We start from the raw sequence: 15,068 nt of genomic DNA, 5'->3' as shown, positions 1-15,068 counted from the left end.
GTGTATATTATAAAATTTTTAATCTCCTCTTAACAATCACTATAGTAATTATGCTGAAATATAATTAATAGTCATAATTCCAGTTAAGAGGTGATAATAATGGCAAAAAATAAATTTTCGAGGCAAATAATGATGCCTGAAATTGGAACGAAAGGACAATTCAAACTAAAGAACTCTAAAGTTTTAGTTGTTGGTGTTGGCGGTTTAGGAAGTATTGTTAGTCAATATTTAGTGAGATCAGGTATAGGAAAAATTGGCATATTAGATTTTGATAAGATTGAGCCTAGCAATTTGCACAGACAAATTTTATACGATGAGAAACATATGGATAAAAGTAAGGTGGAAATTGCTGAAAAAAAATTAATGGAATCTTGTGAATCCTGTGAGGTAGAAAGTTATGCTTTTAATATTAACGAAAAGGATGATTTCTATGAGTTTTCTTATTATGATGTAATTGTTGATTGCACAGATAACATTGTCGCTCGAAAAAAAATTGATGAATTAAGTAGAAAATATGGAAAAAAAGTAATTTTTGGAGCCGTTCAAAATTTTGAAGGAATAATTACTATTTTTGATGGTAGTACGAACAATTCATATTTGAACTTTTTGGGTAGTGATAAGGTGGATGATGAAAGTAAAGATAAAGGAATATTAGGCCCGATTCCTGGGATAATAGGTTCCTATCAAGCTTTAGAAGTATTGAAAGAATTGATAGGTATCAAAAGTGATTTACATGAAAATCTGCTTTTATTTGATGGATATGAGAACACCTGGACCAAAATAAAGAGAGTACGACAAGAAGAGAAAGGAAAAAAATGTTAGATAAAATTAATGCAGTTTTTATATTTCAATCATTATTACAAGAAATTTATAGTCATTGTGATAGAAAACTAGCGAGTCAATGGGTAGAGAATGAAACACATGAGAATCAAGCTTTTGGCTTATTAGGTGGATATATCGAAGAGCATCAAGTTCATATTGAGAATTTCATTATTTTGAAAGAAAATTTTAGAACCAATAAAAAATATCAGTTGCAATTTACTAGTTTGATTAATCAATTTGCAACTGGTGGAGGTTTAGCAATAGAAAAGAGAGGTTGGATTAGTTCACCTAAAGAAACGTTGCAGGCGATACTAACATTTGAAGAAGCTTCTATGTCCTTTTTAGGAGGATATCATCTGCATCATGAAGGTTCATGGAAAAATGGTCCATCAAAACAGAACTGTTCTGAACTGGATAAAAAATTAGGTGAAGGTACGGGTGAATTGATGTTTATCGTCAGTATTCTTGATGAAGGTAGAGCATTTAAATGCTTTTACGAAGGTGATGTTGAAGGAGAAATCAAAGTGATTGTAAAGGAGGATAAGATTAGTGATTAAAGTTGCTTATCAAACAGGTATAAAAAAAATTACACAGACTAAGTCAGATGAAATTGAAAAAGATGAGATGAGGACAGTAAAGGATATTATTTTAAAATTTGTTTTTTCGAAATATGATAATCTTCAAAAATTATTTATTAATGAAGCTGGAGAATTACTTGACTATAAATTTTCAGTAATTGTGAATAATGAAATAGAAACAATTGATTATGAAGTGAGTGACGGGGATGAAATCATTTTATTAACACCAATTACAGGAGGGTAAATATGAAAATCGATTTGAGAAGTGACACATGTACTTTGCCTACTCAAGAGATGAGAAATGCAATATATCACGCAGATGTAGGGGATCAAGCTTATGGTGAAGATCAGATAACTTTAGAACTTGAACGCTATTGCGCTAATTTGTTTGGAAAGGAAGCAGCGTTATTCATGCCTTCGGGAACAATGAGTGATCAAGTGGCAATTAAAACATGGACGACATCAGGTGAAGAGGTTATTTTAGATGAAAGTTATCATGTCAATTATTTTCAAACGGGCTCTGCTACAAGCTTAGCTAATGTTTGTTTAAGTACAGTACCTACAGAAGATGGTTTACTGACTCCTGAAAATATTGAAGAGCAGATGAGAAAAAGAATGAAAGGAGCTCATTTTCCAGATGTGGGCTTAATCTTAATTGAAAATACAATCAACTATCATTCGGGAAAAATTTATCCTTTTGAACTTATTGAGCGTGTTTATTCATATTCTCAAGCCAAAAAAATTCCACTCCATATTGATGGTGAGCGAATTTTGAATGCTTGTGTTGCCTTGAATATTGATCCGGCCAAGTTTGGTTCTGTTTGTGATAGTTTATCTTGTTCATTTTCAAAAGGCTTAGGTGGCCCTTTTGGCTCTATACTGATGGGGAGTAAGGAATTTATTCAAAAAGCTGAAAGATATAGAAGATGGTACGGAGGATTTATGCATCAAACTGGATTTATGGCAGCTGCCGCATTGTATGCAATCAAAAATAATATTAGTAGATTAGAAAATGATCATATAAATGCTAAAATTTTTTGTGAAGAGCTGAAGGAAAACGACTATGTTGAAGTTTTAGTTCCAGAAACGAATATTGTTATGATTGATATTTCAAAGTTAGAATTAGAAAATTCAAAAATATTTGTGGATAAGTGTATTGATCATGGTGTTTACACGTATCCGTGGAGTAAAAATACTGTAAGAGCGATTGTTCATTTAGATATAAGCGAAGAGGATATTATGACGGCAGCTACAGTCATCAATTCGGTAGCCAACTTTTTTGGAAAGAAAGGACAAGGTAAACCATGAAGCGATTTTTTTTAGTGGGCATACCTCCCAATTTAATAAAAGAACTGATTGAAACGATTAGTAAATATAATTATGAGCTTATAGTGGTAGATTCACAGGATCAATTTGAAAAATCTGCCCAGTTTTTTAATAAAAATATCCGATTTATACCGTGTGACATCTCAGACTATAAAGAGTTATTAATGTTATTTAAAAAAGAAAATGAAAATAAAAAAATAGATATTATTTATTCTTTCAGAGAGACAGCATTAATTCATACAGCGAAAATAGCTCATCAGTTTGGACTTGTTAGCAATTCTGTAGAAGCTGTTACTAATTGTGTAGATAAAGATAAAACTAGGAAGATTTTAAGTGAAAAGGGAATAGATGATGTTCAATTTAGAGTTTGTCATAATTTGTTGGAGATTCAGCATTTTTTTCAACAGGTTGAAAATGGAATTGTAATCAAACCATTAAACTTAAGGGGAAGCATCGGGGTAGAAAAAATAAATACAATTGAAGAAATTGAAGCTGCATATCAAGAGTATCAGAAAATTACGGGTAGTTCTACTGTGTTGGTTGAAGAACTTCTTCAAGGTGAGGAAGTTTGTATAGAATTTATCGTAATGGAAGATGATATTTATTTAGTTGATGTGGAAGAAAAACACCTTTATCAAAATACAACTATTGAAAGCGGACACACAATTCCCCATGTTAAAACAGATAAAATATTTGGCAGATGTTATGAATGGTTAAAAGATATTGTACGAGCTTTAGATATTAGATTTGGACCTATAGTCTTGGAAATGTATATAAATGATCAGTCTGTTCACTTAGTCGAACTGCATACTAGATATGGTGGAGACCATGTTTTACCTATGGCAGAAATGGTTTACCAAACTAATTTTGTAGAACCAATCATTCGTTATCTAAGCAGTTTACCTCATGGAATGAAGACAGAACTGCCGATAAGAAGAAATGCTGGGATAAGATATTTTGATTTGCCTCATGGAAAAGTAGTTAGTATTGAGGGATTGGATAAAGCTTTAAGAGCAGATGGCTTAGTATCTATGGAGCTAGATTTAAGAGTTGGAGACACAGTGCCTGTTCTAAAGAGTAGTCTGGATCGTAAAGGATGGATCCTTTGTTGCGCTGAAACAAGAATTAAATTAGAAGAAACGTTAGATCAAATTTTTTCAATGATTACTATCAAAATTATAAGAGACTAGGTGATAAAATGAAGACCATTATCCTTATTAATATTGTAAACCCCAGTAGAGTTTCACACTTTGAAACATTAGCCAAATATGACCATCATGTAACGTTAATCATGAAAAAACCAACTTGGGAAGCTAAGTATTTTGACAAGGTAATAGATATAGATACGGAAAACATCAGAGATGTATTAAGTGCCGTTAATCGTTTGTCAGAAGAAATGGATATTACAGGTGTTGCGACATTTGTTGAGCATGCTGTACCTCTTGCTTCGCAAATTGCTGAATATTTAATGTTACCTTTTATCCCTCTCGAAGTAGCGATAGTATCTAGAAACAAATATTTAATGCGAAAAAAGTTCATGACCTATAAACTGAACTCATCAAAATTTGACCTAGCAAATACAATTGAAAAAGCAAAAAAAGTTTGTAATGAAATAGGTTATCCTGTAGTGGTTAAACCGTTGATAGGTGGTGGTAGTTTATCTGTTATGAGGATTAATTCAGAGGAAGAACTTGTTGCTAATTTTCATCATTTAAAATCAAAAAGTTTTAAAGAGTTTGAATACGATCCTCTATTTGAGATGACTACTAAAGAATTTGGTGACAGTATGTTGATAGAGGAGTATTTAGAGGGCGCAGAAGTTAGTGTTGAATCGCTGGTAGTTAATGGACAAACACATATTTTAGGAATTCATGATAAGAATATTCCAATGAATGGACCATACTTTGAGGAAAGATATTTTACCACACCTACAAGACATAGCAAAGAAATTGAAGAAAAAATAAAAATTAGTACAAAGATGGCGAATACGGCATTAGGTATTAATATGGGGGCTACGCACTCTGAATTTAGAATCACAGAAAAAGGTGAAGTGTTTATTCTAGAGGTAGGATCAAGAATTGGAGGAGGACCTGTTTACCAATCTATTTTAATCTCTACGGGTATTGATATGGTAAAGCTGATAGTAGAACAAAGTATCGGTAAAGAAATAGGAATAGAACAGTTAACGCCAACGGTATCTAATAAGGTAGGATTTCAACACTTTTTTCCTGTTGAGGAAGGAAGAATAAATAATATTGTTGGAAAAGAAAAATATGTTTTAAATAAAGATATAGTTGAATTTCTTATGTACGTGAAAGAAGGAGACGAAGTAAAATTACCTCCCGATTCAATTGCTTTAGGTCATGTGACAATAACAGGAACCTCTTTTTCAGAAATTGATCAAAAAATTTCGGAGATAGAGCAAAACATGGAGATAACGATAGTTTAATTGGAAAATATGGAGTTGATTTTTTGTTTAAATTTAAACATGTTTATAAAACTATTAATGGTGTAAGTCTTTTGGATAATATTGATTTTACTATCGAATCAGGAGAAATTGCGGTTATTCTTGGTTCTAGTGGAGTTGGAAAAACAACTTTTTTGCGGTGTATTAATTTGCTCGATATTCCAGATAGTGGAGAAATGGAAATTGATGAACAAGCTCTTGATTTTCAACATTATCAAAAAAAGGAACTTCTAAAAATGAGAAGGAAGACGGCTACTGTTTTTCAAGAGTATCATCTATTTAAAAATTTAACCGTTTTAGAAAATATTATTGAAGGGCTAATCTTTGTCAAAAAAATGAAAAATAAAGAAGCTCAGAATATTGGACTTGGTTTGTTAAAAAAAATTGAAATGGTAGAGTTTAAAGATTATTATCCTAAGCAATTATCTGGTGGACAACAACAAAGAGTTGCGATTTTAAGAGCAGTTGCGTTAAAGCCAAGTATACTTTTACTTGACGAACCGACATCCGCATTGGATTCTATGAACATTGATGTTATAAAAAAGACTATTCAAGAATGTTCTAGTTTTGGGATGAGTATTTTGATCGTAACACATGATGAGAACTTTGCGGATGAAATTGCTCATAGTATCTATTATTTGACAGCTGAGGGATTAATTCGTAGAAACTCAAAAAAAATTAAGGTAGCTAGCTGTGGTACAAAGTATGCAAAAATTAAATGAATTAGTAGAAATTATTAAAGTAGTACCTTTTACACTCAGTCTTTATCTAATAATTGTATTCATTTCCTGTATTTTAGGATTGATTAGTACCTGTGTTTTAGTTAAAGATAGATCAGTTATTAAAAAAATTTTAGTTGTATTTATTTCCTTTGAAAAAGGGACCCCACTTATTGTTCAGTTATTTCTTTTATATTTTGGAATTCCTAAAATGATGGATATTTTTAATTTAAATATCCATCATTTGAATCCTGTAATTTATGCAGTTTTAGCTTTGAGTCTTAATCTTTCAGCATTCATGAGTGAAATATTCAAAAGTGGCTATTTGGGTATTGAAAGAGAGCAAATTGAAGCAGGAAAAAGTATAGGTTACAGTAATCAATACCTGTTTTTACGAATTATATTTCCACAAGGCTTTAAGCTTGTTATGCTTAATATAAACAATCTACTCATTGATGAATTTAAGGCTTTATCATTAGTATTTTCCATTGGTGTTGTGGAAATAATGGGGAGAGGCAGCCAAATAATAGATCAACAATTAGGCGTAAATAAACTTAGTGTGTATTTAATTGTAGCAAGTCTGTATTTAGTTTTATCAATCGGAATTAGAGCAGTACTAAGGACAGTTGAAAAGAAATTAACTTAATAACTATCTTATAGATTTGAACGTTATATAGAAATGAGGTGAACGATTGTTTAATGTCGATGTTATACTACATTCTATACAAGAACTGTTAAAAGAGCTACCAACAACACTATCCCTATTCTTCATTTCTGTTTTAGTAAGTCTATTTTTAGGAATGTTTTTAACGTTATTGAAGTTACGATCAAATAAGTTTATAAGAACAAGCATTAACTTTTCTATTATCATTATTCGTGGTATTCCCATGGTTGTTCAACTTTATATTCTATTTAATGTAGTACCATTATTGGTAGCAGAGTATTTTAATAGTTTAGGAACAATTTCTCCATTTGTAATTGCTTTGATTAGCTTATCTTTAAATTATTCAGTCTATGCATCAGACATTTTTAGTACAGCTTTAAAATCAGTCGATAAGGGCCAGATAGATGCTTGCGTATCAGTAGGTCATAGTATGTTGATAGCTTTAAAGAGAATTGTTTTCCCGCAAGCATTGGTTATAGCTATTCCCAATTTGTGTAATGCTTGTATTAGTTTATTAAAGGATACATCTTTAGTGTATATGGTTATGGTCGTTGACTTAATGGGAAGAGCGAAGATAATAGGCAATCAATCTTTAAACTATTTTGAGGTGTATATTATTGTGGCGGTGATTTATTGGGTAATGAACATTGTTGTTGAAATTTTATTTAGTTTGATGCTTAAAAATATAAAATTAGGAGGCATGCAATGAAAAGAAAAGTAGCTTTAGTTATGAGTCTATTATTAATAGTTGTCTTAGTTTCTTGTAGAAATCAAGAATCCAAAGATACAGATGTAACGACTGTCTATGTCGCCTTAGATAATAACATAGCCCCATTTACATTTACTGATAAGAATGGACAACCAGATGGATTGGATTATCGAATTTTAAGGGAAATAGATGAAAGGCTTAGTGACTATCGATTTGTATATGAAATGGTCGATTACGATATTGCAGCAACAGGTTTAGAACAAGGAAAATACGATATTGAAGCCGGAAATAAATATTATACAGAAGAAAGAAATAAAAAATTCCTTTTTTCAGAGCCATATTATTATGTTGGAGTGACATTAGCAGTAAAAGAAACAAGTAGTATTAAAAATATTAGCGATATGAATGGCAAATCTTTACAACCATTACCTAATTCAGATGGTTTAAGGAAAATTTATGAAGATTACTCTCGAAATAATCCAAATATAAAAATAAAAAGTAAAGAAAGTAGCTCATTTATCGGAATGTCAGATTGTTTGAACGGTTTAATTATGAATCGTTGGGATGGAGTTATCGATGACTATTCACGTATTAGTGCAGTAGTTGAAAAAGATGAAAAGTTGAAAAATCAAATCTTAATAATAGATAAACCTATAAAAGTGGAGCCATCACTATTTATTTTGAATAAAAAAAATCAAAAGCTAAGACAAGAAGTAAATAAAGCTATTGAGAGTATGCGAAAAACTGGTGAGTTAGATGAACTAGCTTTAGAATATTGCAATATAAAAAGTATAGAAAAATACGGAAATGAAAAGTAATATCAGACTGCAGACAAAGTCCAATATTTGGATGAAGTCTACAGTCTTTTCTTTTATAATAGAATTATGAAAACGAATCCAAGGAGGGAAACAAATTTAGGTTAATGTCGTTTTATGAATAAGATATAAATCTTGCTTTAAAAGTAAAAATTAAATGGAATAATTGTTTTTCCAACGAATGAAAATCCAACGTATATCATATTAAATGATGAAAAATATTCAGAAGAAGTGCTAGTGATTATTAGGATGTGTCTGAAAAGTAACTCTATTATACTTAATGAAGTGAAACAAGTTAAAGATATAACTCTAGAGCATTTCCAGATTCCAGTACTATCTAGAGAAAATCAGAAATGGAAAAATTGTTTATTATGATTGCCCTCACTATCTTCATAACCATGAAGCAAAGGAAGTTTCAGAGGAAATTAAAATATTTTTTAGCGGAGATATAATAGATGGAAAATAAATACAAAAAATAATTAGTCAAAAGGTAGTCAAAAAGCAGTTCTGGTGGTGGTACTGATTCTATTTTAGTAACGGAGATTGAAGATTCTTCGTATCTCGTTACTTGATGGAAGATGAAATAACGTAGTTGTTACTTCCTCTGATACTATTTTATTCACCGAAAACAATAGTAGTCCAAATGGTCTTATAGGTGAAAGGTTACTCCTTTTTGAAGGCAGAAAATTAATTGGTTTTAAAATAACACCGCAGTATAATTTAGGGATGTTTTTTGATATAGGACGTTTTAGAGAAAACTATAATATTAATTCGGAATTGAATATACCTAGAGAGAATATTCCTATAGAAATTAATAATCATTTTGAGTAACACAAAAATCAATATAAATAACTCGTTATAAGAGAGAAAACTAAAAAGAAGCTTCAGAGAACAAAATGGCAATTTCGAGAGTATTATAAAATAGGTAGTATTCTAAGACGCACAGAATTGTTGTATAGTTACGAATTTTGGTTACTAATACAATATGGGACGGAGATTTCGCAAGAAATTGAGTACCATTCAATTGTAACATTTCAAGACACTTTCCAAATTTTGGAAAGTGTCTTTTTTTGCTATGGGAACTAATCTCTCTTTGGGTGTCTAAAAGTAATTTTAAAAGAGTTATCACAAAGAACGTTCCCTCGCCAAAGCTATCTTTTTCAGAAATAGATAAAAAAGCTTTTTCGTATTTAGGTTGGTTAATTTTAACACTACGAGACATTAAAAGACTTGAAACGATATCTAATTCTTTTGCTAGGTAGTTTGACAGTATAAAACGACCTACTCTGCCATTACCATCATAAAAAGGATGAACATACTCAAACATATAATGAGAGATAATGATTTTTAAAATCATTGGAAATTCTTCTTCAGGAAGATTAATAAAATCTAGCATAGTTGCTAACTGTGTTTCAATATTTTCTGGATATTCACCAAAATGAACAGCACCACTGATACTGCTAACTTGAACAGAATCTGTTCTAAATAAATTATTATGACTTAGTTGGTTATCAAGTTCAACTTCAGGAGAGACTAAATCATCATAGATTGAGCGAATATCTGTAGGGGTTTTAATGATTTTACTTTCACCAATAGCTATCTCAGAATAAAGCCTACTAAGACCGGAAAAACGATAGCTTTTATCTTTTTCTTTAATCGCTTTATCTAGCTCTTTACGAGTACTTTTAATGCCTTCATATTCATTGGTTGGTTGCATTTCTTCTATTAGCAAATAGTTCAAAAAATCGTCTACTTATTGGTTGGATAGTTGACCTAAAAGAACAGAAAGTTGAGTTGATTGTTTATGGCACTCACTTACTAAGTACGTTATTCTAGGGACATTGTTAATGAATAAGTTGTACTCAGTTCCTGATATTTTAAAACCTGTTGTCTATCCATTGGACTAATTAGAAATCCAGTTTTCATTGCTGAGTAAGAATCAAATCGTTTATGATATTCTGTTTCTGGTTTTACTAATATGAATTTCAACTTGAAAATTTCATTATAAGACATGAAACATTTCAGGCTGTAAAACAGGTCTTAAAAAGCTCGTAAAACTTCCCAATTCTCAAAATGTTAATCTTTGGTATATCAAGGATTTTAAGCCGCTATTTCCTTGTGGGAAAGTGGCTTTTTTTATAATAGATAGAATATTTAAAAAGAACACATTAAATAAATTATCTTATTTTATTTACTCTTTTCGAAGGAAAAAAAAGAATCTGGGAGTTTTTCAACAGAATATAGCCAGTTTCTTCTCACCAAAAATAGATAAACTAGGAGTACCTAATAAGTACTAGTCTAGTTTAGAGATCTCGATACCAATTATTAGGAAAAAAAGTAGAAAGAGGGAATAGTGAAATGTCAATTACAAAAGAACAAGCTGTTAGTTGGGCAAATGGAAAAATTGGTCAAAAAATCGATTATGATGGTGTATATGGAGCTCAGTGCATGGATCTAGTGGTAGCATTCTGTATGGAACATTTTGGCTGGCATCCAACTGGTAATGCTAGAGATTTGGTAACACAAGGATTACCTGCTGGATTTAAACGATACCAAAACACAGCTGATTTTCTACCGTTACCTGGAGATATTTTTATCTGGGCACACGATCAATATGGTCATACAGGAATTATCACAAGTGCGACGATGACAAGTTATACTTCAGTAGAACAAAATGGCCAGGCACCATTTGATGGATCAGGTCCAGCTAGAGCATTTACGAGAAGCTATACAAATTTTTGGGGAGTTATTCGTCCGCCATATATAGATAGTAAACCACAAGGGCCGTATATCGCTTATGAAAAATATGTAACAATCACTAAAAAAGGTTATTCACTATGGAGTAGTTTTAGCTGGAACAAAAAAGACACAACGGATAATCTATTTAATCAGACATTACTAGCTAAAGGGTATTATAACCATTCGAACGGGGCGAGATATTACTCGTTGTACACGGATGCAGGGGAGTGGAAAGGGTATTTAAATGCCGAAGCAGCAATTGTCGCAAAAGAAACGGTAATGACGGAGATTCAAGAATATAGAATGCTCCATAAAGATCAAAAGTATACGATTGATACATTACCGTGGGGAGAAAAGGGCTTTGTTAAACTTGGAAATACAATTGATTATCTTGGAAAAATTGTGAGAATAACACAACAAGTAGGCGCCTATTATTATACTCCAGAGTTAAAAGGTTGGGTTGATAATAAAGCTTTTGACACGGTTGAAAAAGTGAACCAAGCATTGACGATTAAAAATGGTGGATATCAAATTAATCCTCTCCCGTGGTATTCAGGAGTTCAAGTGTTAGGCAACACTAAAGATCACATTGGAAAAAAAGTGACAGCAACAGGGAAAAAAGACGGTTACTATTATATAGCTAATCTTGGTTGGATTGACCAACGAGCATTCTGAGTGGCGGTATTTTAATTAAGAGGAGGAAAACATTATGGCAAAAGAAACGAAAATGATAGAAATTCAAGAATATAAGATGCTTCATAAAGATCAAAAATATACAATTGATACACTTCCGTGGGGAGTAACAGGTTTTGTTAAGATTGGTAATACAGCAGATCACGCTGGAAAAGTTGTAACGTTGACTAAAAAATCAGGTGCCTATTATTACACCCCAGAATTAAAAGGTTGGGTTGATAATAAAGCTTTTGACACGGTTGAAAAAGTGAACCAAGCATTGACAATCAAAAATGGTGGATATCAAATCAATTCTCTCCCATGGTACGCAGGAGTTCAAGTATTAGGGAATACCAAAGATCACATTGGAAAAAAAGTGACAGCAACAGGAAAGAAAGACGGTTACTACTATATAGCTAATTTTGGGTGGATTGATCATCGAGCGTTTTAAGTGTTAGTTGAAGAACATTTTTTCTGGTGTTCTTTACTTACATTGATATGGAAAGGAGAGAAGACATGGCTAATGAAGGGATGAAAGTAGCACAAAAAGGTGTTGCTTTAGTAAAAGAATTTGAAGGCCTGTATTTAAAAGCATATCAAGATCCTATTGGTATTTGGACTATTGGTTATGGTCATACAAAAGGGGTTTATCCAGGAATGGTGATTACAGAAGCTCAAGCTAATACATTTTTAGCTGAGGATATGTTAAGTCACTCTTCGGGAATCTTTAAATATGTTACCGCTCAGTTGAATCAAAATCAATTTGATGCGTTAGCGAGTTTTCATTTTAATTTAGGTTCAGAAATTCTTAGAGGATCAGATTTACTTATATATCTTAATAACAAACAGTGGCAAAATGCGGCTAATGAAATGAAATTATACAAACATGCAGGAGGACAAGTTTTACCAGGACTAGAACGTCGAAGAAATGCCGAAGCAAGTCTGTTTATGGAAGCCATCAGTAAACCGCAAGGACCATATATTGCTTATGAAAAATATGTAACAATCACTAAAAAAGGTTATTCACTATGGAGTAGTTTTAGCTGGAACAAAAAAGACACAACGGATAATCTATTTAATCAGACATTACTAGCTAAAGGGTATTATAACCATTCGAACGGGGCGAGATATTACTCGTTGTACACGGATGCAGGGGAGTGGAAAGGGTATTTAAATGCCGAAGCAGCAATTGTCGCAAAAGAAACGGTAATGACGGAGATTCAAGAATATAGAATGCTCCATAAAGATCAAAAGTATACGATTGATACATTACCGTGGGGAGAAAAGGGCTTTATTAAAATAGGGAATACAATTGATTATCTTGGAAAAGTTGTGAGAATAACACAACAAGTAGGCGCCTATTATTATACTCCAGAGTTAAAAGGTTGGGTTGATAATAAAGCTTTTGACACGGTTGAAAAAGTGAACCAAGCATTGACGATTAAAAATGGTGGATATCAAATTAATCCTCTCCCGTGGTATTCAGGGGTTCAAGTGTTAGGCAACACCAAAGATCACATTGGAAAAAAAGTGACAGCAACAGGAAAAAAAGGCGGTTACTATTATATAGCTAATCTTGGTTGGATTGACCAACGAGCATTCTAGACAATGCTGTAAGAAGCAGTCTTCTAAATACTACTGGTAAGCGGGATTAGAAGACGCTTTTAGAAAAAAATATGTAAAATACAATCGACTTTAGCCGATTGTACCTTCTGTTTTCTTATGTGATAACAAAGATTGAATGGTTAGAATTTACTGTCTAATTTTACTCAATCAGAGACTCTTTTGGTTTATCTTCATAAAACTCCTCTAAAATCGCCCGAACCTCATCCGTAGATTTCGTCCCCATCAATTTAACTCGCAAATCACTAGCTCCAGGGAATCCCTTAACATAAATCTTAAAGAAACGATGTAAACCAACAATCGAGCGTGGTACCATTTCAGCATAATGATCTTGTAAATCAAGTTGCATCTCCAATAATCCAAGTAACTCTTTTGGAGAATGCTTTCTAGGTTCTTTCTCAAACGCATAAGGATTTTTAAAAATCCCTCGACCAATCATAACTCCATCTACACCGTATTGTTCCGCAAGTTCCAGACCTTTTTGCCGATCGGAAATATCGCCATTGATCGTGATTAGTGTTTGCGGTGCAACACGATCACGAATTTCCATAATTTGAGGAATCAAATCCCAATGGGCGTCAACTTTACTCATTTCATTTCGCGTCCGTAAGTGAACCGAAAGATTGGCAATATCTTGTTTCAATAAGTGCGTGATCCAGTCTTCCATTTCAGCGATTTCTGCATATCCAATCCGTGTTTTAACACTAACCGGCAAACCACCAGCTTTAGCCGCTTCGATCAATTCAGCGGCCACTTCTGGTCGTAAAATAAGACCGCTCCCTTTTCCTCGACCTGCTACATTGGGGACGGGACAACCCATATTGATATCCACGCCTTTGAAGCCCATTTCCGCTAATCCAATACTCATTTCTCTGAAGAATTCAGGTTTGTCACCCCAAATATGAGCGACTACTGGCTGTTCATCTTCGGTAAAAACTAAACGCCCTCGAACGCTCTCGATGCCATCTGGATGACAATAACTATCTGAATTCGTAAATTCAGTAAAAAAAACATCAGGTGCGCCTGCTTCTTTTATGACATGGCGAAAGACCACATCCGTTACATCTTCCATTGGTGCTAATACAAAAAAAGGCTTTGGTAATTCTGCCCAAAAATTAGTTGTCATTATATAATCTCCACTCTATTGCTCGCTATTAGTTTCGTAAAAAGCATAATCATTATACTAAGAATGCAGGAAAGAATCAAAGGGAAGATTTTACTGTTGGATATGTTCTCTAAGAACAATTCGTTTTACTTATTTTTAGTAAGCGTTATAATAGATTTATAAATTCTACAACAAAAAAATGTAAGGGAGTTTTTAGAATGGCAACTATTAGTATTTTTGGTAAAGGAAATATGGGAAGCGCAATTGGCAGTAACTTTGTAGACGCAGGCAATGAAGTGACGTATATAACAAAAGATAGTACAGTAAGTCAATTAGGAGATATTGTGGTCTTGGCTGTGCCGTATCCAGCAGTTTCTTCTATTTTAAATTCATACAAGAACTTATTATCCGGAAAAATCGTGATCGATATTACCAATCCTGTTGATTTTAATACGTTTGATAACTTGGTTGTCCCAGCAGATAGCTCCGCAGCAGCTGAAATCGCCAAAGAATTGCCTGACGCGATTGTTATTAAAGCATTTAATACAACTTTCGCTGCTACTCTGGCAAGTAAAAAAGTAGCGGGTGAGCATCAAACGACTATTTTACTTGCCTCAGATGATTCAAAAGCAAAAGAACAATTAATAAATGTGTTAGATGGTAGTGGTTTAGGAGTTATAGATGCAGGTTCATTAAAACGTGCACGTGAACTTGAAGCAATGGGCTTTTTACAAATTACGTTAGCATCTGCTGAAAAAATCGGTTGGACTGGTGGCTTTGGTATTTTTAAATAATACAGAATAAAAATAAGGCCTGATAGCATTGCTTC

16 protein-coding genes are annotated in these 15,068 nt (G+C 32.8%); 14 read left to right on the top strand and 2 right to left on the bottom strand.

Features of this window, described 5'->3' with window-relative positions:
* Positions 1-99: 99 nt before the first annotated feature.
* Genes AC4BB2_RS13055 through AC4BB2_RS13010 form a run of 10 tightly spaced genes read left to right on the top strand, consistent with a single transcriptional unit; the run spans position 100 to position 8,103 of the window.
* Complete coding sequence (locus AC4BB2_RS13055) at positions 100-822, top strand: HesA/MoeB/ThiF family protein (RefSeq protein ID WP_490473339.1); 723 nt, start codon at positions 100-102, stop codon at positions 820-822.
* The gene (locus AC4BB2_RS13050; RefSeq protein WP_490473338.1) at positions 816-1,379 is read left to right on the top strand and encodes a hypothetical protein; all 564 of its coding nucleotides are present in this window, start codon (positions 816-818) and stop codon (positions 1,377-1,379) included. The genes AC4BB2_RS13055 and AC4BB2_RS13050 overlap by 7 nt, the downstream gene beginning before the upstream one ends.
* Complete coding sequence (locus tag AC4BB2_RS13045; protein ID WP_490473337.1) at positions 1,372-1,644, top strand: MoaD/ThiS family protein; 273 nt, start codon at positions 1,372-1,374, stop codon at positions 1,642-1,644. The genes AC4BB2_RS13050 and AC4BB2_RS13045 overlap by 8 nt, the downstream gene beginning before the upstream one ends.
* Before the next feature lie 2 nt (positions 1,645-1,646).
* Positions 1,647-2,708 (top strand): threonine aldolase family protein, encoded by a 1,062-nt coding sequence (locus AC4BB2_RS13040; protein WP_490473336.1) that lies wholly within the window; start codon positions 1,647-1,649, stop codon positions 2,706-2,708.
* A complete protein-coding gene (locus AC4BB2_RS13035) occupies positions 2,705-3,916 on the top strand; it encodes an ATP-grasp domain-containing protein (RefSeq protein ID WP_490473335.1) in 1,212 nt (403 codons plus the stop codon). The genes AC4BB2_RS13040 and AC4BB2_RS13035 overlap by 4 nt, the downstream gene beginning before the upstream one ends.
* 8 nt (positions 3,917-3,924) lie before the next feature.
* On the top strand, positions 3,925-5,175 hold the full coding sequence (locus tag AC4BB2_RS13030; RefSeq protein WP_490473334.1) for an ATP-grasp domain-containing protein: 1,251 nt from the start codon (positions 3,925-3,927) through the stop codon (positions 5,173-5,175).
* 23 nt (positions 5,176-5,198) lie between these two features.
* The gene (locus AC4BB2_RS13025; protein WP_490473333.1) at positions 5,199-5,915 is read left to right on the top strand and encodes an amino acid ABC transporter ATP-binding protein; all 717 of its coding nucleotides are present in this window, start codon (positions 5,199-5,201) and stop codon (positions 5,913-5,915) included.
* The gene (locus tag AC4BB2_RS13020; protein WP_490473332.1) at positions 5,899-6,558 is read left to right on the top strand and encodes an ABC transporter permease subunit; all 660 of its coding nucleotides are present in this window, start codon (positions 5,899-5,901) and stop codon (positions 6,556-6,558) included. The genes AC4BB2_RS13025 and AC4BB2_RS13020 overlap by 17 nt, the downstream gene beginning before the upstream one ends.
* Positions 6,559-6,604: 46 nt before the next feature.
* Positions 6,605-7,285, top strand: coding sequence for an amino acid ABC transporter permease (locus AC4BB2_RS13015; protein WP_490473331.1), 681 nt, complete (start codon positions 6,605-6,607; stop codon positions 7,283-7,285).
* Positions 7,282-8,103, top strand: a complete 822-nt coding sequence (locus tag AC4BB2_RS13010) for a transporter substrate-binding domain-containing protein (RefSeq protein ID WP_490473330.1) — start codon at positions 7,282-7,284, stop codon at positions 8,101-8,103. The genes AC4BB2_RS13015 and AC4BB2_RS13010 overlap by 4 nt, the downstream gene beginning before the upstream one ends.
* An 868-nt stretch (positions 8,104-8,971) precedes the next feature.
* Here the strand turns inward: AC4BB2_RS13010 and AC4BB2_RS13005 are convergent.
* Positions 8,972-9,841 (bottom strand): Fic family protein, encoded by an 870-nt coding sequence (locus tag AC4BB2_RS13005; RefSeq protein ID WP_490473329.1) that lies wholly within the window; start codon positions 9,839-9,841, stop codon positions 8,972-8,974.
* A gap of 617 nt (positions 9,842-10,458) precedes the next feature.
* Between AC4BB2_RS13005 and AC4BB2_RS13000 the strand changes: the two genes are divergently transcribed.
* The 3 genes from AC4BB2_RS13000 (at position 10,459) to AC4BB2_RS12990 (ending at position 13,116) form a co-directional block, all read left to right on the top strand.
* Entirely contained in the window at positions 10,459-11,514 is a 1,056-nt protein-coding gene (locus tag AC4BB2_RS13000) for a CHAP domain-containing protein (RefSeq protein WP_490473328.1), read from the top strand.
* Between the two features lie 34 nt (positions 11,515-11,548).
* The gene (locus tag AC4BB2_RS12995; RefSeq protein WP_490473327.1) at positions 11,549-11,962 is read left to right on the top strand and encodes a GW dipeptide domain-containing protein; all 414 of its coding nucleotides are present in this window, start codon (positions 11,549-11,551) and stop codon (positions 11,960-11,962) included.
* 65 nt (positions 11,963-12,027) lie between these two features.
* Positions 12,028-13,116 (top strand): glycoside hydrolase family protein, encoded by a 1,089-nt coding sequence (locus AC4BB2_RS12990; protein ID WP_490473326.1) that lies wholly within the window; start codon positions 12,028-12,030, stop codon positions 13,114-13,116.
* A gap of 160 nt (positions 13,117-13,276) precedes the next feature.
* Here AC4BB2_RS12990 and AC4BB2_RS12985 read toward each other — a convergent pair whose 3' ends face one another.
* Positions 13,277-14,260, bottom strand: a complete 984-nt coding sequence (locus AC4BB2_RS12985; RefSeq protein ID WP_490473325.1) for a tRNA dihydrouridine synthase — start codon at positions 14,258-14,260, stop codon at positions 13,277-13,279.
* Positions 14,261-14,457: 197 nt separating this feature from the next.
* Here AC4BB2_RS12985 and AC4BB2_RS12980 point away from each other — a divergent pair, with 197 nt between their 5' ends.
* Complete coding sequence (locus AC4BB2_RS12980; RefSeq protein ID WP_490473324.1) at positions 14,458-15,033, top strand: NADPH-dependent F420 reductase; 576 nt, start codon at positions 14,458-14,460, stop codon at positions 15,031-15,033.
* The last annotated feature ends 35 nt before the right edge of the window (positions 15,034-15,068 follow it).

Source organism: Enterococcus sp. AAFC-DPL-5146 (assembly GCF_058216635.1).
Note: the sequence above shows the minus strand (reverse complement) of the source record. Positions and strands in the feature narration are given on the sequence as shown.